We start from the raw sequence: 26,121 nt of genomic DNA on the forward strand, positions 1-26,121 counted from the left end.
GCCCTGCCGGATGGCGGGGCTTCTTTTTATCAGGACCGGCGGTCATGCCCCGCGCCTGCCCCTGGCTCAACTTCCCTCTGTGACGGCCGATACAGTCTTGGCTTGTCATGGCCCCGTGCCTCATGCAAATCTTGCCAACGCCCATAGAAGTCGGGCGAGGCCATGTACCTCGTCCAGCACCCTGGAAATCCACCGCGAATGAAGAGTCATCCCGATGCCGCCAGCCGTCAGGCGGCCGAGGTTGTCACGCAGCTTCCCGTCCCCTCCAGGCTCGGGATGTTGCGCTTCGAGCGCCTGAATGAACCCAGCTGGACCCTGCTGTTCCTCGACCCCGGCTGCGAACGCCAGATCGGCGTGCCGGCCCAGGACCTCTGCGGCATCCTCGACGCCCCCTACGCCAGTCTGATGGAGCCCGAAGCGCGCCATCGCCTGCACGAACAGGTTCAGCAGCAGTTGCTCAAGGACGGCCGCTACCGGGTGCGCTACCTGCTCCACTCGCCGCGCGGCACGCTGAACGTGCTGGAGGTCGGCGAGAGCTTCCAGCAGCACGGTCGCCAACTCCTCCACGGCTACATCCTGCAGGACGAGGGCGACGAGCAGAGCAGCGAGCTGGACCCGCGCCTGCTGGACCTGGAAGCACAGAACATCCGCCTGAAGATGTCCCTGGAGATGTACCAGCGCTCCCAGGACGAACACCTGCAGCACCTGGTGCGCTCGCGCACCCAGCAGAACCTGATCGTGCGCCTGGCGCGGCACCGCTACCTGTCCAGCGACCCGCTGCTCGAAGCTGCCCAGTTGATCGCCCAGGCCGCCTGCGAGGCCTACGACGTGGCCCGCGCCGGCATCTGGCGCCTGCACACGGATCATCGGCTGGAGGCGGTGACCATCTACCGCCGCGACATCGACCAGTACGAAAAGCCGCAGGACATCGACGCCAGCAACTTTCCCAACTACCTCGACGCGGTCCATAGCGGCCGCGCCATCGACGCCCACAACGCCCAGCAGGACCCGCGCACCCAGGAACTGGCCAAGCGCTACCTGCGCCCGCAGGGCATCAGCGCCATGCTCGACGCCACCATCCGCGTGGGCGGCGAGGTGGTCGGCGTGCTCTGCCTGGAGCACGTTGGCGAAGTGCGCATGTGGCAGAGCGACGAGATCGCCTTTGCCGGCGAGCTGGCCGACCAGTATGCCCAGGTCCTGATGAACCACGAGCGGCGCAACGTTTCCAGCGCCCTGCACCTGTTCCAGCGCGCCGTCGAGCAGAGCGCCAGCGCCTTTCTGCTGATCGACCGCGACGGCCTGGTGGAGTACGTCAACCCGAGCTTCACCGCGATCACCCAGTACGGCGCCGACGAAGTGCGCGGCCGCCGCCTGCCGGAGCTGCCGGCACTGGCCAATCTCAGCGAGCTGCTGTTCGACGCGCGCTCCACCCTGGTCACGCAGAACAGCTGGCAGGGCGAGTTCCGCAGCCGGCGCAAGAACCTCGAGCCCTACTGGGGCCAGCTGTCGCTGTCCAAGGTCTACGACGACAAGGGCGAGCTGACCCACTACATCGGCATCTACGAAGACATCACCCAGAGCAAGCTAGCCCAGCAGCACATCGAGAAGCTCGCCTACCGCGACAACCTCACGGGCCTGGCCAACCGGCACTTCTTCATCAACGCCCTGGAAGAGCGCCTGCAGGTAGGCAGCGAACACTCGCTGAGCCTGCTGCTGGTGGACATCGACAACTTCAAGCGGATCAACGACAGCCTCGGCCACCAGACCGGCGACAAGCTGCTGGCCAACCTCGCCCGCCGCCTGCGCAGCAGCCTGAGCGACAGCGCCACCCTGGCGCGCTTCGCCAGCAACGAATTCGCCGTGCTGCTGGAGGAGTCCGTCGCTGGGCGTGGCGAGAAGATCGCCGCGCAGATTCTCGATGTGCTCGACAAACCGCTGTTCGTCGACAACCAGCTGATCAGCATCACCGGCTCGGTCGGCATCGCCTACGCGCCACAGCACGGCCAGGACCCGCAGACCCTGATGAAGCACGCCGGTCTTGCGCTGCACAAGGCCAAGGCCAACGGCAAGCACCAAGTGCAGACCTTCACCGAGGCGATGACCGCCGAGGCCAGCTACAAGCTGTTCGTCGAGAGCAACCTGCGCCGTGCGCTGGTGCAGGACGAGCTGGCGGTGCATTACCAGCCCAAGCTGTGCCTGCGCAGCGGCGCACTGCTCGGCCTGGAAGCGCTGCTGCGCTGGCAGCACCCGGAAAAGGGCATGATCCGGCCGGACCAGTTCATCAGCGTCGCCGAGGAAACCGGGCTGATCATTCCCATCGGCAAATGGGTGATCCGCCAGGCCTGCCGCCAGGTACGCGAGCTCGCCGCCAAGGGCCTGGGCGAGCTGCACATGGCAATCAACCTGTCACCCAAGCAGTTCAGCGACCCCGATCTCGTCGGCTCCATCGCCGCGATCCTCCATGAGGAGAGCATCCCGGCCTCGCAGCTGGAGCTTGAACTCACCGAAAGCCTGCTGCTGGACGCCACCGACGACACCCGCCAGCAGCTGGAGCGCCTGAAGAACCTCGGCCTGACCCTGGCCATGGACGACTTCGGCACCGGCTATTCGTCGCTGAGCTACCTGAAGAAGTTCCCCATCGACGTGATCAAGATCGATCGCAGTTTCATCAAGGACATCCCGGACAACCAGGACGACATGGAAATCACCTCGGCGGTGATCGCCATGGCCCACAACCTCAAGCTGCAGGTGGTCGCCGAAGGCGTCGAGACCGCCGCCCAGCTGGCGTTCCTGCGGCGCAACCGCTGCGACATCGGCCAGGGCTACCTGTTCGACAAGCCCATCCCCAGCCACGATCTCTCCTCCAGCCTGCAGCGCTACCCCTGCCGCCCGCACTGAGCCGCTCTGGCGCGGCGTGCCCGCAGCCATGCCCGCGACCCCGCTCAAACATCCCGCAAAGCGAATCAAACGCTGTAATCTTCGGCGAGTACCCGAGTCTATTGCCGCCCCCATTCCGAGGAGACGAATGCCATGACCCTGCGCTCGCAAATACTTGCCCACAAGCTGGAACTGCCCAGCTCCGCCCAGGCCCTGCCGGGACGCGAGAGCCCCATGCCGGTGCCCGAAGCGCATTACGTCAATGGCCGTCCGCTGACCGCGCCCTTCCCCGCTGGCGTGCAGCAGATCGTTGTCGGCCTGGGCTGCTTCTGGGGCGCCGAGCGGCGCTTCTGGCAACAGCCGGGCGTGTGGGTCACCGCGGTGGGCTACGCGGGCGGCTTCACGCCGAACCCGACCTACGACGAAGTCTGCTCCGGCCTGACCGGCCACAGCGAAGTGGTGCTGGTGGCGTACGATCCGCGCGAAACCAGCATCGAGGCGCTGCTCAAGGTGTTCTGGGAATCCCATGACCCGACCCAGGGCATGCGCCAGGGCAACGACACCGGCACCCAGTACCGCTCGGTGATCTACTGGTTCGACCAGGCGCAGAAAGCCGCCATCGACGCCAGCCGCGCGGCCTTCCAGAAGGAACTGAGCGCCAAGGGCTACGGCGAGATCACCACGGAAATCCGCGAAGTGCCGCCGTTCTACTACGCCGAGGCTTACCACCAGCAGTACCTGGCGAAGAACCCCAACGGCTACTGCGGCCTGGGCGGGACGGGTGTTTGCCTGCCGGCGTAAGTGGGCTCTTGTAGGAGCAGTTGTCTTTGTCTGAAACCTCGTATCACCGACTTCCCTCTCCCTAACCCTCTCCCTGAAGGGAGAGGGGACCTGTTCGGCATGAAGGCTAGCCCTGCGCATCCCTGATACTGATATGCCAGGAATACACTGGAGCCTGAGCGGCACGGATACTCCCCCTCCCTTCAGGGAGAGGGCGGGGAGAGGGAAAATCCAAGGCACCGCCCTCACCGGCTGCGTAGAAGCGGACTCCGTCCGCGATCATGCCCCCGCGCCCTTTCCCGGCATCATCATGAAAAAGCCCCGGCAGGTGCCGGGGCTTTTTCATTCGGCGATCAGCCAGTCCACCTGGCTGCTGCCTTCGCTCTGCGCCAAGGTCTCGGCTAACCAGGGCAGCAGACCGCAAAGCTCTTCGTCCAGCGGCCATGGCGGGTTGGCAATCACCAGCCCGGAACCGTTCAGGCGATCAGCCGTATCGGCCGGATGCACACACAGCTCCACGCGCAGCAGCTTCGGCGCCGAGCTTTTCTCCAGACGCTGGTAGAAGCGCTTGAGCTGGCGGCGGTCCTTGATCGGGTACCAGATCGCGACCACGGTCTGGCGCATGCGGCCGATGGCTTCGTCCAGCGCGGTCACGCAGCGTTCCAGGTCGTCGGGCTGTTCGAAAGGCGGGTCGATCAGCAGCACGCCGCGCTTCTCGGGAACGGGCAGGAAGGCACGGGGCAGCAGCCAGCCGTCGCCCTGGTGCACCGCGATGCGGCGTTCGCCGGCCATGTTGGCCTTGAGCAGGCGACCATCTTCCGGGTGCAGTTCGTTGAGCATCACCCGGTCCTGCGGGCGCGTCAGGCGGCGCCCCAGCTCCGGCGAACCGGGGTAGAACTCCAGGCCGCCATCGGGATTCAGCGCGCTGACGACGCCCAGGTAGTCCTGCACCAGCTCCGGCAGGTCATGGCGCCCATACAGGCGGCCAATGCCCGACTCCCACTCGCCGGTGCGGCTGGCTTCGTCGCCCAGCAGGTCGTACAGGCCGATGCCGGAATGGCTGTCGAGGTAGGCGAAGGGTGTGTCCTTGCGCGCCATCAGCGCGAAGATGCGCGCGAGGACGATATGTTTCAGCACGTCGGCATGGTTGCCGGCGTGGTAGGCGTGGCGGTAGTTCATGGATAGCGGACTCCTCAAGGCGCGCAGTTTAGGTCCTGCGGCGGGTACGGTGCGAGTCCGCCGTGGCCGGGGCCTGCCGGAAGGCCAGGCGTTTTAGCCCTTTATCACGCTCATGGATGATTCTGTGCGCGCTTCATTCACCAGACTAGACTGCGCCGATTCCCACGGAGGTCGATCCATGTCCGAGACCCTGCTCAGCTCCCGCAACCTCGCTTTCGAACTCTACGAAGTGCTCGACGCCGAGGCCCTGACCCGGCGCGAACGCTTCGCCGACCACAACCGCGAGACCTTCGACGCCGCGCTGGCCACTGCCCGGGGCATCGCCGAGGAGCTGTTCGCCCCGCACAACCGCAAGAACGACGAGAACGAACCGCAGTACGTCGATGGCGGCGCGGTGCTCATCCCGGACGTGAAGCCGGCGGTGGACGCCTTCAACGAGGCCGGCTTCCAGAACGCCTCGCGCAGCTTCGAACAGGGCGGCATGCAGCTGCCGCACCTGCTGTCGCGCGCCTGCTTCGCGCACTTCCAGTCGGCCAACATCGCCACCTCGTCCTACCCGATGCTGAGCATGGGCGCCAGCCACCTTATCGAAACCTTCGGCAACGAAGAACAGAAGCGCCTGTTCCTGCAGCCGATGATCGAGGGCCGCTGGTTCGGCACCATGGCCCTGACCGAGCCCCACGCCGGCTCGTCCCTGGCCGACATCCGCAGCCGCGCGGAACCGGCCGCCGACGGCAGCTATCGTCTCCGCGGCAACAAGATCTTCATCTCTGGCGGCGACCACCCATTGTCGGACAACATCGTCCACATGGTGCTGGCCAAGCTGCCGGACGCCCCGCCGGGCGTGAAGGGCATCAGCCTGTTCATCGTTCCGAAGTTCCTGGTCAACGCCGATGGCTCCCTCGGCGAGCGCAACGACGTGACCCTGGCCGGCCTGTTCCACAAGATGGGCTGGCGCGGCACCACGTCCACCGCGCTGAACTTTGGTGACAAGGGCGATTGCGTCGGCTACCTGGTGGGCAAGCCGCACCACGGCCTGGCCTACATGTTCCAGATGATGAACGAGGCACGCATCGGCGTCGGAATGGGCGCGATCATGCTCGGCTACGCCGGCTACCTGTACTCCCTGGAATACGCCCGCGAGCGCCCGCAGGGCCGCCCGGTGGACGCCAAGGACCCGAACTCCGCACCGGTGTCCATCGTCCAGCACACCGACGTCAAGCGCATGCTGCTGACCCAGAAGGCCTATGTCGAGGGCGCCTTCGATCTCGGCCTATATGCCGCGCGCCTGGTGGATGATTGCGAAACGCTGGCCACCGAGGACGAGCGCAAGCAGGCTCACGAACTGCTCGACCTGCTCACCCCGATCGTCAAATCCTGGCCCTCGGAGTTCTGCCTGAAGGCCAACGAACTGGCGATCCAGATCCTTGGCGGCCACGGTTATACCCGCGAGTACCCGGTGGAGCAGTACTACCGCGACAACCGCCTGAACCCGATCCACGAAGGCACCCACGGTATCCAGTCGCTGGACCTGCTGGGCCGCAAACTGGCGCAGAACAACGGCGCCGGCCTCAAGCAACTGACCCGCCTGATCAGTCTGTGCTGCGAACGCGCCAGCGCGCACCCGTCGCTGGACAAACTGCGCGAACCGCTCGAGCAACTGATGGCGCGCCTGTCGGCCACCACCCTGAGCCTGCTCGGCGACCTGATGCAGGGCCGTGTCGCCCAGGGCCTGGCCAACTCCGCGCTGTACCTGAAAGTCTTCGGCCACGCCGTGATCGGCTGGCGCTGGCTGGAGCAGGCGATTCGCGCCGAGGAAGGCCTCGCCCTGATCCAGAAGGGCAGCGGCAACGCCGCCGACAGCGACTTCTACCACGGCAAATTGCAGGCCGCGCGCTACTTCCTGACCTGGGAAGTGCCCTCCTGCCACCACGACCTGACGCTGCTCGAAGCCCGCGACGACACCTGTTCCACCATGCAGGACGCCTGGTTCTAAGCGTCTCGTATGTTCCTTATGCCCCGGTCACGTCCGGGGCTTTTTTATGCCCGTCGCAGTGCATCCAGCGCCAACGTCGCCCTTCATTGAAGAAGCGCCGACTCTAACCATCCGATTTGCCTGACAGATAAATCCATCCGCATTCCGTTGAATGGCGCCCGCGTCCGTCCTCAACGAGCTTTGCCATGCCACCTCTGTCGACTCGCCAAGACCTGGCCCCCCGATTGCTTTTGCCCCTGCTCGCCACTTCCATCGCGCTCGGTTGCGTGGTTTTTCTGTTCCGGCCAACCTCGATGGACGACCTGCCAACCACCGCCGCCCTGCCGCAACGCATGGACCACGCACTGGATACCGCGCCGATCTATAGCGAACCGGGCGCCGAGGCGCACCAGCACGCCAGGGACTTCCTCGACGCCATCGACAAGGCAATCGGCAATGGCGTGGAACTGCTGCGCGGCGCTGACGGCACATCGATCCAGGCGCAGAGCCGCTACTTCAACGCCCTGGTGAACGCCGGCTACGCCCAGTTCGGCTCCTCGTACTACGAGCCATTGGGAAGTTGCGGAGCCGCTGGCAGTTCAGCCCGCAACGTATGGCATGCGCAGATTCGCTCAGCAAACAGCCCAGCCGACAACGATACCGCCAGCGAAGTCCGCAAGGCGCTGGCCGCCTTGCAGCGGGACCGCGACAACTGCCTGAATGCCGCTCACCCAGTCCATGAAGACGGGCTGACCTGGACGCCCGAGCCCCTGATCCAAAGCAACCCGCTACCTGATTGGGAGCACACCGCCGGCTGGTCCGACAGCGCCGCGGCCTGGCCAGCAACTAACCTTTGACAGCCTTGTAAATCCGCAGGTTAGAATCGATTGGCATGCGGCCTGCATCCTTGATTACGTAGCGTCGCCACTCCCCCATTCCCCAGGAGGTCGACACCTTGGATGCCGTGGCCATCAACAGCTATTTCCTGATCGCTGCGGTGCTGATCGGCATGAGCATCCTGGTCAGCTCGCTGTCCTCGCGCCTGGGCATCCCTATCCTGGTCATCTTCCTCGCCGTGGGCATGGTCGCGGGCACCGACGGCCCCGGCGGCATCGGCTTCTCGAACTACCCCATGGCGTACCTGGTGGGCAACCTGGCGCTGGCGGTGATCCTGCTGGACGGCGGTTTGCGCACCCGCGTGTCGAGCTTCCGCGTGGCGCTCTGGCCGGCGCTGTCGCTGGCCACCGCCGGGGTACTGATCACCGCCGGGCTGACCGGCATCGCCGCTGCCTGGCTGTTCAAGCTGAGCTGGATGGAGGGGCTGTTGATCGGTGCCATCGTCGGTTCCACCGACGCCGCGGCGGTGTTCTCGCTGCTGGGCGGCAAGGGCCTGAACGAACGGGTCACCGCCACCCTGGAAATCGAGTCGGGCAGCAACGACCCCATGGCGGTGTTCCTCACCGTCACCCTGATCGACATGCTCGCCCACGGCGAGAGCGGCGTGAGCTGGAGCTTCCTCTGGCATTTCCTGCGCGAGTTCGGCATCGGTTCGGTGCTCGGCCTGGGCGGTGGCTGGCTGCTGCTGCAGGTGATCAACCGCATCCATCTGGCCAACGGCCTTTATCCGCTGCTGGCGATCAGCGGCGGCCTGCTGATCTTCGCGCTGGCCAATGCCGTGCACGGCAGCGGCATCCTCGCCATCTACCTGTGCGGCCTGGTGCTGGGCAACCAGCCGATCCGCTCGCGCCACGGCATCATGCACATGCTCGACGGCATGGCCTGGCTGGCGCAGATCGGCATGTTCCTGGTGCTGGGCCTGCTGGTCACGCCCCACGACCTCTGGCCCATCGCCCTGCCTGCCCTGGGCCTTGCACTGTGGATGATCCTCTTCGCCCGCCCGCTGTCGGTGCTGGTCGGCCTGTTTCCGTTCCGCGCCTTCCATGGCCGCGAGAAGGCCTTCATCGCCTGGGTCGGCCTGCGCGGCGCGGTGCCGATCATCCTCGCGGTGTTCCCGCTGATGGCCGGGCTGCCCAATGCCCAGTTGTTCTTCAACGTGGCCTTCTTCATCGTGCTGGTCTCGCTGCTGGTGCAGGGCACCAGCCTGCCCTGGGCCGCCAAGTTGCTGCGCGTGGTGGTGCCGCCGGACCCGGCGCCGATCTCCCGCGCCGGCCTGGAAGTCCACCCGACCAGCGAGTGGGAGCTGTTCGTCTACCACCTGAGCAAGGAAAAGTGGTGCATCGGCGCCGCCCTGCGTGAGCTGAAGATGCCCGAGGGCACCCGTATCGCCGCGCTGTTCCGCGGCACCCAACTGCTGCACCCGTCCGGCAGTACCATCCTCGAGGCCGACGACATCCTCTGCGTGATCGGTCACGAGCATGACCTCTCCGCGCTGGGCAAGCTGTTCAGCCAGGCACCGGACCGCGGCCTGAGCGCGCGCTTCTTCGGCGACTTCGTCCTCGAGGGCGACGCCCAGCTCTCCGCCGTGGCCTCGCTCTATGGTCTGAAACTCGAAGGCGTGGACGGCGAGCAGAACCTGGGCCGCTTCATCGCCCACGAAATCGGCGGGCAGGCGATCATCGGCGACCAGGTGGAATGGAACGGCCTGACCTGGACCGTGGCCGCCCTGGACGGGAACAAGATCCGCAAGGTCGGGGTCAAATTCCCGGAAGGCCGTCCCGGCCCTGGCCTGTTCCTCTGACCGCCCACCAGCACCCGCTTGCGGGTGCCGGCCTGCCAGCACTACCCTCACTCCACTTTTTTGCACGAGCCGCTGAACGCGACCATGTCATTCCTGCTGCGTACCCTGCTGACTGCCGCCCTCCTGGGCGGCTCGCTCACCGGCCTGCCCGCGCTGGCCGCCGAATCCACCGTGCCAAGCGCCGAAAAGGTGCAGCAGAGCCTCGATGGGCTGGCCGACCGCAAGCTTGCGGACGCCGACGCCAAGCCGCTCAAGGCCAGCCTGGAAAACACCCTCAAGCTGCTGGCGGCCAAGGCTGACAGCGAGAAAGAGCTGGAGGAACTGAACGGCAGGCTGGCCGATGCTCCCAAGCTGATCAACGAGAACCAGAAGGCCCTCACCCGACTCAAGGCCAGCAGCGAGAAGCCGGCCAGCCAGCGCTACGGCAGCTACAGCGCCACCCAGCTGGAAATGCTCCTCAACGAGCAATCCACGCAGTTGGCCGCATGGCAGAAGGACATGATCGACGCCAAGAGCGAGATCCTCACTGCGCAGACCCGCCCCGAACGTGCCCAGGCCGACCTGAGCAAGAACCAGACCCGCCTGCTGGACATCAATACCGTGCTCAAGGCTGGCAAGGAAGGCGCCAAATCCCTGACCGACGAGCGCCGCAACGAGCTGCTGGCGGAACAGGCCGCGCTGGCCGCGCAGAACCTGCTGCTGCGCAAGCAACTGGCCGGTAACAACCTGCTGCTCGACCTCGCCTCCAGCCAGCGCGACCTGCTGGCCGAACAGATCGGTCGCGAGGAGCGCCAGACCCTCGAGCTGCAGGCGATGATCAGCGACAAGCGCCGTGAGCAGTCGGAGAAGGCTGTCGCCGAGCTGTCCAAGGACAGTAGCCAGGCCGCCGGCACCGACAGCCTGCTGAGTCAGCAGAGCGCTGCCAACCTCAAGCTCTCCGACTACCTGCTGCGCACCACCGACCGCCTCAACACCCTCACCCGGCGCAACCTGGAAGCCAAGCAGCAGCTGGATAACCTGACCCAGGGCGAGCAGGCCCTGGACGAGCAGATCAACGTGCTGCGCGGCAGTCTGCTGCTGTCGAAGATCCTCTACCAGCAGAAGCAGTCGCTGCCGGTGATCAAGACCGACCAGGACCTCGCCGACGAGATCGCCGACCTGCGCCTGTACCAGTTCGAGCTGAACCAGAAGCGCGACGAGATCAACAACACCCAGGTCTACATCGACAACCTGCTGGCCCAGCAATCGCAGGAAAGCGTCACCCCGCAACTGCGCCATGATCTCCGCGAACTGGTGGACACCCGCCTGGAGCTGATGGAGCGCCTCAACCACGAACTGAACGCGCTGCTCAACGAAGCCATCACCCTGCAGCTGAACCAGAAGCAGCTCAAGGAAACCAGCGACAGCCTGCGCGCCACCCTCGACGAGCAGATGTTCTGGATTCCCAGCAACCGTCCGCTGGACCTGTCGTGGTTCAAGATGACCCCAACCCTGCTGCACCACCAGTTGGCCGAAGTGCCCTGGGGCTCCGGGGTGAAGGAGCTGTTCGAGGGCCTGATCGATCGTCCCTTCCTGTTCCTGCCGCTGCTCCTGCTGGTCGCAGGGTTGTTGTGGAAGCGCAAGTTCCTCTACGACAAGCTGGAGTCGCTGAATGACGACATCGGCCACTTCAAGCGCGACAGCCAGGCCCACACCCCTCTGGCCCTGCTGCTCGCCGTGTTGCTGGCACTGCCCGGCACCCTGGCGCTGGCCATCGCCGGCCTCGCGCTGCTGCTCGACGCCCGTGGGCAGAACGCCACCCTGGGTAGCGCGCTGCTGGAGATGGCGCAGGTCTGGCTGGTGTTCTACACCGCGCACCGCATCCTGCGTCCGGGCGGCATCGCCGAGCGTCACTTCCACTGGAGTCAGCCGCAGGTACTGTTCCTCGGCAAGCTGATGCGCCGACTGGGCCTGGTGGTGATGTCGCTGGTCGCCGTGGTCACCGTCGCCGAGCACGCGCCCGCCTCCCTGGCCGATGACGTGATCGGCATTGCCGTGGTGCTGTTCGGCTACGGCGCCATGACCTGGCTGCTCGCCCAGCTGCTGTTCAACAGCCCATCCAGCGAGCGCCCGTCGATGATCAAGATGATCGTCGGTCTGGGCTTCACCGCCCTGCCGGTGGCGCTGTTCCTGGCCGTGGGCTTCGGCTACTACTACACCGCGCTCAAGCTCACCGACCGACTGATCGATACCCTGTTCCTGCTGATGTTCTGGATGGTGGTGGAAGCCACTTTCGTCCGCGGCATGGGTGTCGCTGCCCGTCGCCTGGCCTACCAGCGCGCGCTGTCGAAGCGGCAGAACGCCCCCAAGGAAGGCATCGAGGGCACCGAGGTGATCGAAGAACCGACCCTGGGCATCGAGCAGATCAACGACCAGTCCATGCGCCTGATCCGCCTGGGCCTGCTGATCGGTTTCGTGGTCACCCTGTACTGGGTATGGGCCGACCTGATCAGCGTCGTCTCCTACCTCGACAACGTGACCCTCTACCAGTACACCAGCGGCACCGGCGACACGGCGTCCACCACGCCGATCAGCCTGAGCGACTTCCTCATGGCGCTGGTGATCGCCGCCGTCACCGTCGCCCTGGCGCGCAACCTGCCCGGCCTGCTGGAAGTCCTGGTGCTGCAGCGCCTGACCCTGGGCCAGGGCAGCGCCTACGCCATCACCACCCTGCTGTCCTACACCATCAGCGGCGTCGGCATCGTCAGCGCGCTGTCCACCCTCGGGGTGAGCTGGGACAAGCTGCAATGGCTGGTAGCCGCGCTGTCGGTCGGCCTCGGCTTCGGCCTGCAGGCGATCTTCTCCAACTTCGTCTCCGGCCTGATCATCCTCTTCGAGCGTCCGGTGCGGATCGGCGACGTGGTGACCATCGGCACGCTGTCGGGCACCGTCAGCCGGATCCGCATCCGCGCCACCACCATCACCGACTTCGACCGCAAGGAAATCATCGTTCCCAACCAGACATTCATCACCGGCCAGCTGGTGAACTGGTCGCTGAGCGACACCGTAACGCGGGTGACCATCAAGATCGGCCTGGCCTACGAGAGCGACCTGCCGCTGGCGCGCAAGATCATGCTCGACGCCGCCCACGCCAACCCCCGCATCCTGCGCGATCCGGAACCGGTGCTGTACTTCACCACCATCAGCGCCAGCACCTTTGACTACGAACTGCGCTTCCACGTGCGCGAGCTGGGCGACCGCAACCCGGCGGTCGATGAGACCCTCACCCGCATCGCCCTGGCCTTCCGAGAGGCCGGCATCGATATGGCCTTCAACCAGGTCGACGTGTTCCTGAAAAACTTCCAGGGCCAGGAAGCCCAGGTCATCGTTGGCCAGCAGTCGCCCGCCGCCACACCGGTGAAGCTGCCCGCTCCCCTGGACAAGCCCAGCGGCGACAAGGCCTGAGGGTGGACGCCTTCGGACAAGTCCGAGCACAATGCTCGGACTTGTCCGGAGTTAGATTGTGAAAAAGCTCGACGAACTGACCTTCGATAACCGCTTCGCCCGCCTGGGCGACGTGTTCTCTACCCAGGTCCTGCCCGATCCCATCGCCGACCCGCGCCTGGTCGTCGCCAGCCCCGCCGCCATGGCCCTGCTCGACCTCGACCCGAGCGAGGCGGACACCCCGCTGTTCGCCGAAATCTTCGCCGGCCACAAGCTCTGGGAAGAAGCCGACCCGCGCGCGATGGTCTATTCCGGGCACCAGTTCGGCGCCTACAACCCGCGCCTGGGCGACGGCCGCGGCCTGTTGCTGGGCGAAGTGGTGAACGAGGCCGGCGAGCACTGGGACCTGCACCTGAAAGGCGCCGGACAGACGCCCTACTCGCGCATGGGCGATGGCCGCGCCGTGCTGCGCTCGTCGATCCGCGAATTCCTCGCCAGCGAGTACCTCGCCGCCCTGGGCATTCCCAGCAGCCGCGCACTGTGCGTCACCGGCTCCAGCACCACGGTATGGCGCGAGTCGAAGGAAACCGGCGCCATGCTGCTGCGCCTGGCGCCCAGCCATGTGCGCTTCGGCCACTTCGAATACTTCTACTACACCCAGCAGGAAGAGCACCTGCGCAGCCTCGGCGAGTTCGTCCTGAAGTCCTACTACCCGCAGTGCCTGGACGACGAGAAGCCCTACCGGGCGTTCTTCCGCGAAGTGGTCGAACGCAACGCCGAGATGATTGCCCTCTGGCAGGCCTACGGTTTCTGCCACGGCGTGATGAATACCGACAACATGTCGATCCTCGGCATCACCTTCGACTACGGCCCCTACGCCTTCCTCGACGACTTCGACGCCAACCACATCTGCAACCACTCCGACGACACCGGCCGCTACTCCTTCAGCAACCAGGTACCCATCGCCCACTGGAACCTCGCCGCCCTCGGCCAGGCGCTGACCCCCTTCGTCGAGGTGGACGACCTGCGCGCCACGCTGGACCTGTTCCTGCCGCTCTACCAGGTAAGCTACCTGGACCTGATGCGCCGCCGCCTGGGCCTCACCACTGCCGAAGAGGGCGACCTTGAACGGGTGCAGCGCCTGCTGCAGACCATGCAGAAGGGCGCCGTGGATTACTCGCTGTTTTTCCGTCGCCTCGGCGATCAGGCACCGGAGCAGGCGCTGGCCGTGGTCCGCGAAGACTTCGTCGACCTCGCCGGTTTCGACGCCTGGGCCGCCGACTACCAGGCCCGCGTCGAGCGTGAAGGCGGCAGCCAGGACGAGCGACGTGCCCGCATGCACGCGGTCAACCCGCTCTATGTCCTGCGCAACTACCTCGCCCAGGAAGCCATCAGCGCCGCCGAACAGGGCGACTTCAGCGTGGTGCGTCGTCTGCACGAAGTGCTCAGCAAGCCCTTCGAAGAGCAGCCCGACGCCGAAGTCTTCACCCGCCGTCCGCCGGACTGGGGCAAGCACCTGGAAATCAGCTGTTCCTCGTGAGCCGGTTACAAGAACGGCCGTAGGGCGTTGGAACGCGCCCTCAGATGCTCATTTACAGCACGTAAACTCCGCTCTTCGGACGCGCTCCGCCTACTACGGCTCTAGCTCGCAATATCGCAAACAGGTTCTAAGCTCAGCGAAAAGCGATCTAGCGGCAGCCCCGCCGGCGTTGCTCCCGGTCATTGACCGGGGCGGGGCGCCGCTCGCATCCTCGGGGCTTTCTGCCACAAGGACGCTCGAACAATGAAACCGGAAACCCTGGCCATCCACGCCGGCTACAGCCCCGACCCGACCACCAAGGCCGTGGCGGTGCCGATCTACCAGACCAGCTCCTACGCCTTCGACGACACCCAGCACGGCGCCGACCTGTTCGACCTGAAGGTCGCCGGCAACATCTACACGCGCATCATGAACCCCACCAACGCGGTCCTGGAGGAGCGCGTGGCCGCCCTGGAAGGCGGCGTCGCAGCGCTCGCCGTGGCTTCCGGCATGGCCGCCATCACCTACGCCATCCAGACCGTCGCCGAGGCCGGCGACAATATCGTCTCGGTGGCCAAACTCTACGGCGGCACCTACAACCTGTTCGCCCACACCCTGCCGCGCTTCGGCATCCAGACCCGCTTCGCGCCGCACGATGACATCGCCGCCCTCGAAGCGCTGATCGACGAGCGCACCAAAGCCGTCTTCTGCGAATCCATCGGCAACCCGGCGGGCAACATCGTCGATCTGCAGGCACTGGCCGACGCCGCGCACCGCCACGGCGTGCCGCTGATCGTCGACAACACCGTCGCCACGCCGATCCTCTGCCGCCCCTTCGAACATGGCGCGGACATCGTCGTGCACTCGCTGACCAAGTACATCGGCGGCCACGGCACCAGCATCGGCGGCATCGTCGTCGACTCCGGCAAATTCCCCTGGGCCGACAACAAGGCGCGCTTCCCGCTGCTCAACACGCCGGATGCGTCCTACCACGGCGTCACCTACACCGAAGCCTTCGGCCCCGCCGCCTTCATCGGCCGCTGCCGCGTCGTGCCGCTGCGCAACACTGGCGCCGCGCTTTCGCCGTTCAACGCCTTCCTCATCCTGCAAGGCCTGGAAACCCTCGCCCTGCGCATGGAGCGCCACTGCGAGAACGCGGTGAAGGTCGCTCAGTACCTGCAGGAGCACCCGCAAGTCAGCTGGGTGAAGTACGCAGGCCTCGCCAACCATCCCGAGCAGGAACTGGCGCTGCGCTACATGGGCGGCAAGCCGGCGTCGATCCTCTCGTTCGGCATCAAGGGCGGGCAGGAGGCCGGCGCGCGCTTCATCGACGCGCTCAAGCTGGTGGTGCGCCTGGTGAACATCGGCGACGCCAAGTCCCTCGCCTGCCACCCGGCCTCCACCACCCACCGCCAGCTCAACGACGAGGAACTGCAGAAGGCCGGTGTGCCGCGCGACATGGTGCGCCTGTCCATCGGCATCGAGCACATCGATGACATCCTCGCCGACCTCGCCCAGGCGCTGGACGCTGCCAAGGCCTGACACCCGCACCAGGCTCGCTTCAACCGGACCGCCGGCCTGCTGTGCAGCAGACCGGCGGTTTTTTTCGCCTCGACCATACGGATCTGCCGAACGCGGCCGATAGCGACAAAGCGCGGTACGCCCGCCTGGCCCCCAACAAGAACAATCTCCGAACGGCCTGACTTCACACAACCTTTCCTGGAGATCGTCAATGAACCGCTGGATTTCCGACTTGAGCGTCAACCTCAAGTTGGCCCTGGGCTTCGGCCTGGTGCTCGCCTTCACCGCCATCCTCGCTATCGTCAGCTGGATCGGCCTGGGCTCGCTGATCGACCGCAGTAACTGGATGAGCGACATCACCGAGCTGAACTCGCGCCTCACCAAGCTGCGCATCACCCGCCTGCAGTACATGATCGCCGACGGCGCCGAGCAGGAAGCCGCCAACGTCATGAGCACCCTGGCCGACTTCAAGGCCCAGCAGCAGAAACTGCGCGCGTCCTTCGTCAGCCCCGAGAACGTGCGCCTGCTCGACCAGCTCGGCGGCATCATCGCTGACTACGAGAAATCCCTGGCCGCCATGCGCGCCGGCTACCAGAGTGCCGGCATCACTCGCCGCACCCTGCAGGACAACGCCGCGCGGGCCAACGAACTGACCGCTCAGATCCAGCAGGACATCCTCAAGGCCCCGGCCGACGAAGAGCGCGCCACCCGCTTCCAGGCCATCACCGGCACCCGTGAGGACCTGCTGCAGGCACGCTACGACGTGCGCGACTATCTCGCCACCGCCCTCACCAGCAACGGCGACGGCGTGACCCGCGGCCTCGACGAGAGCATCGCCGGCCTGCCAGCTCTTGAGAGCGTGCTCGGTGTTGACGAAGCGCAATACGTTCAGCAACTCGGTGCCGCCCTGCGCACCTACCGCGACGCCGTACAGACCCTGCGCCAAAACATGGCCGCGATCGTCCAGGCGCGCAAGGAGATGACCGTCCAAGGCCAGGACATCGTCAAGATCAGCGAAAATCTCTACCAACTGCAGCTCGATCGCCGCGACATAGAAAGCACCAAGGCTCGCAGCCTGCAGACCCTGGTCACCCTGCTCGCGCTGGTGTTGGGCAGCATCGCTGCGCTGATCATCACTCGTCAGATCACCCGTCCGCTGCACGACACCATGGCGGTGGTCGACCGCATCGCCGCCGGCGACCTGTCGCAGAGCATCCAGGTGAGCCGCCGCGACGAACTCGGCCGCCTGCAGCAGAGCATGCAGCGCATGAGCCAGAGCCTGCGCGAGCTGATCGGTGGCATCCGCGACGGCGTCACCCAGATCGCCAGCGCCGCGGAGGAACTTTCCGCCGTCACCGAACAGACCAGCGCTGGCGCCAATACGCAGAAGGTCGAGACCGACCAGGTCGCCACCGCCATGCACGAGATGTCCGCCACGGTGCAGGAAGTCGCGCGCAACGCCGAGCAAGCCTCCCAGGCTGCTTCCGCCGCCGACCACCAGGCCCAGGATGGCGACCGCGTGGTGAACAAGGCCGTGGAGCAGATCGAACGCCTGGCGGAGGAAGTGGAGCGCTCCGCCGAGGCCATGCAGCGCCTTGAGCAGGAGAGCGAGAAGATCGGCAAGGTCATGGACGTGATCAAGTCGGTGGCCGAGCAGACCAACCTGCTGGCCCTCAACGCCGCCATCGAAGCCGCCCGCGCGGGCGAGGCCGGCCGCGGATTCGCCGTGGTCGCCGATGAAGTTCGCGGCCTGGCCCAGCGCACTCAGCAATCCACCGAAGAAATCGAAGCCCTGGTAGCCGGCCTGCAGAGCGGCACCCGCCAAGTCTCCAGCGTCATGCTCGGCAGCCGCGAACTCACCGCCAGCAGCGTCGCCCTGAACCGCCAGGCCGGCGAGTCGCTGGGCGAGATCACCCGCACCGTCTCCAACATCCAGGCGATGAACCAGCAGATCGCCACCGCCGCCGAGGAGCAGAGCGCCGTGGCCGAGGAGATCAGCCGCAGCGTGGTGAACGTGCGCGACGTCTCCGAACAGACCGCGTCGGCCAACGAGGAAGTCGCCGCCTCCAGCGTCGAACTCGCCCGTCTGGGCGGGCAGTTGCAGACACTGGTCAGCCACTTCCGGGTGTAATCGCACGGGCCGGTGCCCCCTGCGCCGGCCCAAGCATCCGAAAATTGTGCCGGCCGAGGTTGAGATCGTCCCGCACAGGCTCCACCTTGGGCTCATAGCCTCTGGAGCCCATCATGTCCGATTCCCTGATCATCCCCTGTCCCCACTGCAACGGCCTGAACCGCGTGCCCGCCGCACGACTGGGCGATTCGCCCAGTTGCGGGCGCTGCCAATCGCCGATCGTGCTGGATACGCCGTTCAACCTCGACGAAGCCAGCTTCGCTGCCCAGGCCAAGGGCGATCTGCCGTTGCTGGTGGACGTCTGGGCCGACTGGTGCGGGCCGTGCAAGGGCTTTGCGCCGGTGTTCGAGCAGGCCGCCGCGCGGCTGTCGGGCAAGGTGCGACTGGCCAAGCTGGACAGCGACGCCAACCCGAACCTCTCCACGCGCCTGGGGATTCGCTCGATTCCGAGCCTGATCCTGCTGCGCAACGGCCAGGAGGTGGCGCGCCAGAGCGGCGCCATGCCGCTGCCGCAACTGCTGGACTGGCTATCCCGCCAGGGCATCTGAAGGCGAGCGTTTCGGTCAATCGGTGCGGTCATTGCCAGACCGCACATGCGGGCTAGGCTTGGGCAAAAAGCCGGAGCACGCCATGCCCTCCTATCCCGAAGACTTCATCCGCCAGCTCACCGAAGATCACATCGCCTTCGTCAAGCGCACCGGCCTCAAGGCCGAGGTGCTGGAAGCGGGCCATGTGCGCCTGCGCATGCCGCTCAAGGGCAACGAGAACCACATCCAGAACATGTACGCCGGCGCCTTGTTCACCGTGGCTGAATTGCCCGGCGGAGTGCTCATGCTGACCAGTTTCGACGCGCGGCGCTTCTACCCTATCGTCAAGGAAGCCGGCCTGCGCTTCCTGCGTCCCGCCGCCAGCGACGTGACGGTGGACGCCCGGCTCAGCGACGAGGAAATCCAGCGCATCGGTGAGGAGGCCACCCATCACGGCAAGTCCGAGTTCGTCCTCGACCTGCAATTGAAGGACGAGGAGGGCAACGTCGTCGCCGAAAGCCACGCCATCTATCAGCTGCGGAGTCGGTGAAAGCGGGCCATTGCCCTGCATCAAGGTGAAATTTCCTACGTGGCGCGACAGTGGATGCGCCACAGAGGGAGCCCACCATGTACCGGAACCTGCTCGTCGCCCACGACCTCAGCGTCGAGGCGGATATCGCGGTGCGCCGCGCCGCGCAGCTGGCTAGCCAGCACAGTGCCAGCATCACGCTGCTGCACGTTATCGAAGAATTCTTTCCGGACCGCATGATGGCCACGGTACGCGAAGCGGCCGAAGTGGCGCTGCGCGATGCGGCTCGCGCCAGTGACATCATCGACTACCAACTGGTGATCCGCCAGGGCCGCGCGGCAAATACCGTCACCCAGGCGGTACAGGAACTGGGCGCCGATCTGCTGGTGATCGGTGCGCACCACCAGCAGCTGCTGGAGCGCTTCGACGGCACCACCCTGGAGCGCATCGCCCGGCACTGCCGCGCACCGATCCTGCTGGCGGTGGACGAATCCGCCAGGCCTTACGCGAAGGCGCTTTCCGGGCTGGACCTGTCGCACTGCGCCCGCCAGGCCTGGCGCGCCGGCTACACGCTCCTGGCGCCCGAGGCCGAGCTGCTGGCGCTCAACGCCTACCAGCCAGGCAAGAACGCCGGCCGCGCCGACAGCCACCTGGAGACCCAGCGCGAACTACTGCGCCAGGCACTGCAGGATGAGCGCGCCCAGGTGCCAGCCACGGGGCCGCAACTGCTTTGTGCAGTGCAGCAGGGAACGCCCCAGCAGGCGCTGGAGACGGCATTACGGGAATGGACGCCGGACCTGCTGGTGCTTGGCAGCCGCAGTCGCGGCGCCATCGAGCAGGCCATGCTGGGCAGCTCGACGCGCTATTTCCTGCGCCGGCCACCCTGTGACGTGCTGATCAGCCAGTGACCGCTCAGGCTTCCAGCAGGCCGTGCAGTTCGACGAACTGCTGGGTCAGCTTGTGGCGGGGCTCGAGGAAGATCAGCGGGGTGCAAGCCTGGTGCGACTCACGCATCTTCACCGAGCTCATCAGGTACACCGGCAGCACCGGCAACGCCTCTTCCACCAACTCATCGAGCAATTGCTGCGGCAGCGTGGCACGCGGCTGGAACTGGTTGACCACGATGCCTTCGACTTCCAGGTCCTCGTTGTGGTCTTCCTTCAGCTCTTCGATCTCCTGGAGCAGGCCATACAGCGCCTGGCGGGAGAAGCTATCGCAATCGAAGGGAATCAGGCAGCGATCGGCGGCGATCAGCGCGGAAACCGTATAGAAATTCAGTGCTGGCGGCGTATCCAGGTAGATCCGGTCGTAATCTTCGGCGAGCTCGTCCAGCAGTTTGCGCAGCTTGTTGATCTTGTGCTTCTGCTCAAGCTTGGGCTGCAGATCGGCGAGCTCCGGGCTGGCGGTGACGATGTGCAGGTTATCGAAGGGCGTCTCGTAGATATCCACCTTGCCCTTGCGACTGAAAGGCCCGGACGCCAGCGTCTGCTTGAAGAAATCGGCGATGCCCACCGGCAGGTCCTCACCGGTCAGCCCGGTCAGGTAGTGCGTGGAGTTGGCCTGCGCATCCAGGTCCACCAGCAAAGTGCGGTAGCCCTCCGCTGCGCTCACTGCCGCCAGGTTGCAGGCGATGCTGGACTTGCCCACTCCGCCCTTCTGATTGAACACCACGCGTCGCATCAGCCATCCCTCCAGGAACATTCGAGTGCTGGGGGATTCTATGCAAAGCCCATGACAAGGGCGAGCGGGAAAGTCCCCGCCCTCTGTCCGTCAGACGACTTCCGACGAATCGCGAAGAATCCGGGAAGGCGAAGGGTAAAATGTCCTGTCTTACTCACATGTTTGTAAGCAAAGGTTTGCCTGCCTCAACCTTGACCCGGATAATGCCGGCACTACGCCATAGCCCGTGCCGTCACAGCTCTTGGTGGATCAAGGAAGACCATTCGCCCGCAAGGGCCAACAAGAGCTCGCAGCGTGATTCAATTCAACATCGACCAGTGGAGCGCCTGGGCTCCCGGCCTGTCCACGGTCTCCGACTGGCAGAGCTGGGTACGGGAAGAGCGCCTTCCTGACGCCGCCGTCCAACCGGATGTCGCCTTTCTCCCCGCCATGCAGCGCCGTCGCCTCAGCCCACTGGCGCGGATGGTGTTCAGCGTCGCCTGGCCGCTGGCTGAAGGCCGCCCGCCGATGCCGCTGGTCTTCGTGTCCCGCCACGGGGAAACCGGCCGCAGCCTGGAGCTGCTGCGCGAGCTGGCCGTCGAACAACCACTGTCGCCGACCCAGTTCAGCCTTTCCGTGCACAACGCGATAATCGGCCTGTGGTCGATCCTGCGGCAGGACAGCAGTGAAATGACGGCGATCGCCGGCGAACGTGACGGTTTGGAACACGGCCTGCTGGAAGCCGTCGCGCTGCTCGTCGAAGGCGTCCCGGAAGTCCTGCTGGTGGTGACCGAGGAGCTGCTGCCGGAGCTGTATTCGCCCTGGGTCGACGACGTGCCCTTCCCCTATGCCGTGGCCCTGCGCCTGTGCCCGGGGAGCGACTGGTCGCTGGAGCTATTGGAAAACGGCACGGCCCTTGTTCCGCCGTCCCACCCCAATGCCCTGAACCTGGTGCGAGCGCTGATCGAACGCACCAGCCTGTTCCACCACCCCTGGAAGAAGCGTCTATGGACCTGGCAACGCAACCACTGAGCAAGCGCGCCGACGCTTGGCTGTGGCGCCTGTTCGCCACCGGCCTGTGCTTCGCCCTCTTCGGTATCGGCGGCCTGCTGTTGCGGGTGCTGGTATTCCCGCTGCTGGCCCTGTTGCCCGGCGATGCGCTGCGCTGCCGCACCCGCGCACGCCAGACGGTAAGCCGGCTGTTCTGGCTGTTCGTGCAGATCATGCAGCGCAGCGGCGTCCTGACCTTCGAAGTGGCAGGCGTCGAGCGCCTGGGCCGGCCAGGGCAGATGGTGATCGCCAACCACCCCTCGCTGATCGATGTGGTCTTCCTCATCGGCCTGATCCGCGATGCCAACTGCGTCGTCAAGCAGAGCCTGTTCGCCAACCCCTTCACCCGTGGCCCGGTGACGGCGGCGCAATACATCAGCAACAACGGCAGCATGGACATGTTCGATGAGGCCGTGGAGGCGCTGCAGCAGGGGCAGACGCTGATCGTCTTCCCCGAGGGCACGCGCACCACACCCGGCGCGGCTCCGCAATTCCATCGTGGCGCGGCATCCATCGCCCTGCGCGGCGCCAGCGTCATCACCCCGGTGACCATCACCGTGACCCCGACCACCCTGACCAAGGCCGAGCCCTGGTACAGCATTCCCGCTCGCCGCGTGCATTTCCGCCTGCGCGTGGGCGACGACATCGATCCGCGCGAATTCGCCAGCCAGGGGCCGGCCCCGGCCGCCTCGCGTCGGCTCAATGCCTTCCTGCACCAGCATTTCATCAAGGAGCTCGCAAGAGATGAGCGATCTGCAACTGGAGATTAAACAGCTGATCATCGATGCCCTCGGCCTCGAAGATATCGGCCCTGACGACATTGGCGCGCAGGACGCGCTGTTCGGCGAAGGCCTCGGCCTGGATTCGGTCGACGCACTGGAACTGGGCCTGGCCATCCAGAAACGCTACGGCATCAAGATCGACGCCGATGCCAAGGACACCCGCCAGCACTTCGCCAACGTGGCAAGCCTGGCGGCCTTCGTGACTGCCCAGAAAGCCGCCTGAGATCGCCGACCATGCAAACCCGTGAGGACATTTTCAACACCCTGCGCGACGCCCTGGTCGAGCTGTTCGAACTGGAGCCGGAGCAGGTCAGCCTCCAGGCCAACCTCTACGAGGACCTGGAGATCGACAGCATCGACGCCGTCGACCTGATCGACCACCTCAAACGCCACACCGGCAAGAAGATCGCCGCCGAGGAGTTCAAGTCGGTGCGTACCGTCGGCGATGTGGTCGAAGCGGTCTATCGCCTGGCCAACCCATGACACGCCTGGTCGGGCTCGGCCTGCTGCTGGCCGGGCTGCTCTACCCGTTCGCGATCTACTTCGGCATCGATCACCTGTCGCCGAAATTCTTCGCGCTGCTGCTGGGCGGCCTGTGGTTCGCCCGCAGCCTGGGCAGCGGGCAACGCCCCGGGCAACGCTGGATGGCGCTGGCCGCCGTGGCCTTCTGCATGCTGCTGTGGTTCCTCAATGAGCCGAACCTGCTGCGCTGGTACCCGGTGCTGATCAGCGCAGGCCTCTTGAGCCTGTTCGCCCTCAGCCTGAAATTCGGCCCGCCGCTGGTGGAACGCCTGGCCCGCCTGCGCGAGCCGGAGCTGCCACCCCATGCGGTGCGCTACACGCGTCGGGTGACCCAGGCCTGGGTGCTGTTCTTCCTGGGCAACGGCCTGATCGCCGCGGCCCTCACCCTGTGGGCGCCACTGGCCTGGTGGACGCTGTACAACGGCCTGATTTCCTACCTGCTGATGGGCGTGCTGTTCGCCGTCGAGTGGCTGGTGCGGCAACGGGTCAGAGGTCAAGGATGAAACCGATTTCCCTCGCCCGGTTGCTGCTGGAACTGCCTGCCGGACGCTTGCTGGCATTGGAACCGACGCTGCTCGCCGGCGACTTCGTGCAACGCGTCTGCACAGCCGCCGGCGCGCTGCGCCAGCGCAATGTTCGGTGCGTGGCAATCCACCTGGAAGATGCCGCCGAGTTGGCCGTCGCCCTCTACGCCGCCTGGCTTGCCGGCGCCGAAGCCGTACTGCCGGCGGACAACCTTGCCCACAGCCGCGAGCGCCTGGCCGCGCAGATCGACGCCTGGATCGGTGACCAGCCCGGCGATCTGCGGATTGCCGAGCTGAACGGCCCTGCGCTGCAACCCGCCGAGCTTGACCTCGACGCCTGCCGCCTGGTGCTCAGCACTTCAGGCTCCACCGGCGAGCCCAAGCTGATCGGCAAGTCCCTGCGCCAGCTGAGCAACGAGGTGCAGGTACTGGACAACCTCTGGGGCGCCGAACTGGGCGATGCGCGCATCCTCGGCAGTGTCGCCGCGCAGCATATCTACGGCCTGCTGTTCCGGGTGCTCTGGCCACTGTCCGCCGGCCGCGCCTTCCTCCGTCGGCAGATCGCCTTCCCTGAACACCTGCAGCGCCACAGCCTCGACCAGCCGCGTTTCGCCTGGATCGGCAGCCCGGCGCTGCTCAAGCGCATGGGCGACAACCTTGACTGGCCGGCGCTGCGCCGGGTAGTGCGGGTGTTCTCCTCCGGCGGCCCGCTGCCGGCCGAAGCCGGCGAACTGCTGCACGAGCGCCTCGGCCAGGCACCCACGGAAATCTACGGCAGTTCCGAGACCGGCGGCATTGCCTGGCGCCAGGGTGGCCAGCTCTGGCAGCCGTTCGAGGGCGTGGTATTGAGCCAGGACGAGCATGGCGCGCTACGCATCGAATCGACCTACCTGCCGCCCGGCGTAACCGAGCAGACCGCCGACGCCGCGCGCCTGTGCGCCGACGGCCGCTTCGAACTGCTGGGGCGGTTGGACCGCATCGTCAAGCTGGAAGAAAAACGCATTTCCCTCCCGCAACTGGAAGCAGCGCTGGCGAAACACCCCTTCGTCAGCGAAGCACGCCTGGGCGTGGTGCAGGAAAACCGCGCCAGCCTGGGCGCGCTGATCGCCCTGAGCGACGCCGGCCTGCACGCACTGCGTAACGGCGGCCGGCGCGCACTGACCCAGCGCCTGCGCGAGCACCTCGCCGGCCACTGCGAGGCTCTCGCCCTGCCGCGCCGCTGGCGCCTGCTGCGACGCCTGCCGGGCAATGCCCAGGGCAAGTTGCCGCAAGGCCTGGTGGACGAACTGCTGCACGCCCCACGCAGCCTCGCCCCAGAGGTCCTGGCGCACAATGAAGTCGACGGCGAACAGCACTTCCAGCTGGAAATCCCGCCGGACCTCGCCTGCTTCCCTGGCCATTTCCCCACCGCACCGGTATTGCCCGGCGTGGTGCAGGTGCAGTGGGCGCAGCAGCTGGGCCGTCAGGTACTGGAGCTGCCGCCGCGCTTCGCCGGCATGGAAGTGCTGAAGTTCCAGCAACTGCTGCGGCCGGGCGATATCTGCCAACTGGCCCTGCGCTGGGACGCCGCGCGCGGCAAGCTGTACTTCGCCTTCACCCGTGGCGAAGCGGCCTGCTCTTCCGGGCGCATCCTGCTGGGGGCGGACGAATGAGCGCCAAGCCCTGCGCAGTGATCCCGGTGTACAACCACGAGCACGCGCTGCCCAAGGTCGTGGCCGAATTACTCGCCACCGGCCTGCCCTGCGTGCTGGTGGACGACGCCTCCAGCCGCGAGTGCGCAGTAGTGATCGACCAGCTCGCCGAAGTCCGCGACACCTTCCTGGTGCGCCTGAGCGTGAACCAGGGCAAGGGCGGCGCGGTGATGGCCGGGCTCCGTGAAGCCGCGCGCCTGGGCTTCAGCCACGCGCTGCAGGTGGATGCCGACGGCCAGCACGACCTGGGCGACGTGCAACGTTTCCTCGACGCATCGCGCGGGCGCCCCGAGGCCCTGATCTGCGGTTATCCGCAGTACGACGAGAGCGTGCCCAAGGGCCGTCTCTACGCGCGCTACCTGACCCACATCTGGGTGTGGATCAACAGCCTGTCGCTGTCGATCCGCGACGGCATGTGCGGCTTCCGCGTCTATCCGCTGGGCCCCACGCTGGAACTGATCGACAGCGCAAAGCTGGGCAAGCGCATGGACTTCGATCCGGAAATCCTCGTCCGCCTGGCCTGGCGAAACCAGCCGATGCATTGGCTGCCGACCAAGGTGCACTACCCGCTGGACGGTCTCTCGCACTTCCGCCTGTTCCACGACAACGCCCTGATCTCCTCCATGCACGCCCGGCTGTTCTTCGGCATGCTCTGGCGCTCGCCGGTCATCCTCTGGCGCCGCCTGCGGAGCGCCGCGTGAGCACGCAGCACTGGGCGCAACAGCGCGAGCGCG

21 protein-coding genes are annotated in these 26,121 nt (G+C 66.0%); 19 read left to right on the forward strand and 2 right to left on the reverse strand.

The window, feature by feature from the left end; all coding sequences use genetic code 11:
* Window positions 1-198 precede the first annotated feature (198 nt).
* Together C167_RS0121995 and msrA are read left to right on the forward strand one after the other, a co-directional pair.
* Window positions 199-2,898, forward strand: coding sequence for a putative bifunctional diguanylate cyclase/phosphodiesterase (locus tag C167_RS0121995; RefSeq protein WP_026079206.1), 2,700 nt, complete (start codon window positions 199-201; stop codon window positions 2,896-2,898).
* Window positions 2,899-3,030: 132 nt separating this feature from the next.
* A complete protein-coding gene (gene msrA / locus C167_RS0122000; protein WP_017520467.1) occupies window positions 3,031-3,678 on the forward strand; it encodes a peptide-methionine (S)-S-oxide reductase MsrA in 648 nt (215 codons plus the stop codon).
* Window positions 3,679-3,999: 321 nt separating this feature from the next.
* Here the strand turns inward: msrA and C167_RS0122005 are convergent, their stop codons facing one another.
* Window positions 4,000-4,836, reverse strand: coding sequence for a 23S rRNA (adenine(2030)-N(6))-methyltransferase RlmJ (locus C167_RS0122005; protein WP_017520468.1), 837 nt, complete (start codon window positions 4,834-4,836; stop codon window positions 4,000-4,002).
* A 178-nt stretch (window positions 4,837-5,014) separates the two neighbouring features.
* Here C167_RS0122005 and C167_RS0122010 point away from each other — a divergent pair, with 178 nt between their 5' ends.
* From C167_RS0122010 to C167_RS0122055, 10 genes are all read left to right on the forward strand, one after another.
* Entirely contained in the window at window positions 5,015-6,832 is a 1,818-nt protein-coding gene (locus C167_RS0122010) for an acyl-CoA dehydrogenase (RefSeq protein ID WP_017520469.1), read from the forward strand.
* A gap of 293 nt (window positions 6,833-7,125) precedes the next feature.
* On the forward strand, window positions 7,126-7,668 hold the full coding sequence (locus C167_RS0122015; RefSeq protein ID WP_017520470.1) for a hypothetical protein: 543 nt from the start codon (window positions 7,126-7,128) through the stop codon (window positions 7,666-7,668).
* Between the two features lie 98 nt (window positions 7,669-7,766).
* Complete coding sequence (locus C167_RS0122020; RefSeq protein ID WP_017520471.1) at window positions 7,767-9,509, forward strand: potassium/proton antiporter; 1,743 nt, start codon at window positions 7,767-7,769, stop codon at window positions 9,507-9,509.
* Between the two features lie 84 nt (window positions 9,510-9,593).
* Entirely contained in the window at window positions 9,594-12,953 is a 3,360-nt protein-coding gene (mscK, locus tag C167_RS0122025) for a mechanosensitive channel MscK (protein WP_017520472.1), read from the forward strand.
* 58 nt (window positions 12,954-13,011) lie between these two features.
* Window positions 13,012-14,472, forward strand: coding sequence for a protein adenylyltransferase SelO (gene selO / locus C167_RS0122030; RefSeq protein WP_017520473.1), 1,461 nt, complete (start codon window positions 13,012-13,014; stop codon window positions 14,470-14,472).
* 243 nt (window positions 14,473-14,715) lie between these two features.
* On the forward strand, window positions 14,716-15,993 hold the full coding sequence (locus tag C167_RS0122035) for a bifunctional O-acetylhomoserine aminocarboxypropyltransferase/cysteine synthase (RefSeq protein ID WP_017520474.1): 1,278 nt from the start codon (window positions 14,716-14,718) through the stop codon (window positions 15,991-15,993).
* 325 nt (window positions 15,994-16,318) lie between these two features.
* Window positions 16,319-18,103: a methyl-accepting chemotaxis protein gene (locus C167_RS0122040; RefSeq protein WP_419146532.1), complete on the forward strand. Its 1,785-nt coding sequence runs from the start codon at window positions 16,319-16,321 to the stop codon at window positions 18,101-18,103.
* Between the two features lie 113 nt (window positions 18,104-18,216).
* The gene (gene trxC / locus C167_RS0122045; RefSeq protein ID WP_017520476.1) at window positions 18,217-18,651 is read left to right on the forward strand and encodes a thioredoxin TrxC; all 435 of its coding nucleotides are present in this window, start codon (window positions 18,217-18,219) and stop codon (window positions 18,649-18,651) included.
* A gap of 82 nt (window positions 18,652-18,733) precedes the next feature.
* Window positions 18,734-19,180: a YiiD C-terminal domain-containing protein gene (locus C167_RS0122050; RefSeq protein WP_017520477.1), complete on the forward strand. Its 447-nt coding sequence runs from the start codon at window positions 18,734-18,736 to the stop codon at window positions 19,178-19,180.
* A 77-nt stretch (window positions 19,181-19,257) separates the two neighbouring features.
* The gene (locus C167_RS0122055) at window positions 19,258-20,067 is read left to right on the forward strand and encodes a universal stress protein (protein WP_017520478.1); all 810 of its coding nucleotides are present in this window, start codon (window positions 19,258-19,260) and stop codon (window positions 20,065-20,067) included.
* A gap of 4 nt (window positions 20,068-20,071) precedes the next feature.
* Here C167_RS0122055 and C167_RS0122060 read toward each other — a convergent pair whose 3' ends face one another.
* A complete protein-coding gene (locus C167_RS0122060) occupies window positions 20,072-20,839 on the reverse strand; it encodes a ParA family protein (protein WP_026079207.1) in 768 nt (255 codons plus the stop codon).
* Window positions 20,840-21,133: 294 nt separating this feature from the next.
* On the opposite strand from C167_RS0122060, the gene C167_RS0122065 reads away from it, so the two are divergent.
* From C167_RS0122065 to C167_RS0122095, 7 genes are read left to right on the forward strand one after another with little or no spacing between them, the layout of a single operon-like run.
* Complete coding sequence (locus C167_RS0122065) at window positions 21,134-21,850, forward strand: beta-ketoacyl synthase chain length factor (protein ID WP_017520480.1); 717 nt, start codon at window positions 21,134-21,136, stop codon at window positions 21,848-21,850.
* The gene (locus tag C167_RS0122070) at window positions 21,826-22,638 is read left to right on the forward strand and encodes a lysophospholipid acyltransferase family protein (protein WP_017520481.1); all 813 of its coding nucleotides are present in this window, start codon (window positions 21,826-21,828) and stop codon (window positions 22,636-22,638) included. Before C167_RS0122065 ends, C167_RS0122070 begins: the two co-directional genes overlap by 25 nt.
* A complete protein-coding gene (locus C167_RS0122075) occupies window positions 22,613-22,873 on the forward strand; it encodes a phosphopantetheine-binding protein (RefSeq protein ID WP_017520482.1) in 261 nt (86 codons plus the stop codon). The genes C167_RS0122070 and C167_RS0122075 overlap by 26 nt, the downstream gene beginning before the upstream one ends.
* A gap of 11 nt (window positions 22,874-22,884) precedes the next feature.
* Complete coding sequence (locus C167_RS0122080) at window positions 22,885-23,133, forward strand: acyl carrier protein (RefSeq protein WP_017520483.1); 249 nt, start codon at window positions 22,885-22,887, stop codon at window positions 23,131-23,133.
* Window positions 23,130-23,675: a hypothetical protein gene (locus C167_RS0122085; RefSeq protein WP_017520484.1), complete on the forward strand. Its 546-nt coding sequence runs from the start codon at window positions 23,130-23,132 to the stop codon at window positions 23,673-23,675. Before C167_RS0122080 ends, C167_RS0122085 begins: the two co-directional genes overlap by 4 nt.
* Window positions 23,672-25,348, forward strand: a complete 1,677-nt coding sequence (locus tag C167_RS0122090) for an AMP-binding protein (RefSeq protein ID WP_017520485.1) — start codon at window positions 23,672-23,674, stop codon at window positions 25,346-25,348. Before C167_RS0122085 ends, C167_RS0122090 begins: the two co-directional genes overlap by 4 nt.
* Complete coding sequence (locus C167_RS0122095; RefSeq protein WP_017520486.1) at window positions 25,345-26,088, forward strand: glycosyltransferase family 2 protein; 744 nt, start codon at window positions 25,345-25,347, stop codon at window positions 26,086-26,088. Before C167_RS0122090 ends, C167_RS0122095 begins: the two co-directional genes overlap by 4 nt.
* The last annotated feature ends 33 nt before the right edge of the window (window positions 26,089-26,121 follow it).

It is taken from the genome of Pseudomonas nitroreducens TX1 (assembly GCF_000313755.1).
Classification (GTDB): domain Bacteria; phylum Pseudomonadota; class Gammaproteobacteria; order Pseudomonadales; family Pseudomonadaceae; genus Pseudomonas; species Pseudomonas nitroreducens_A.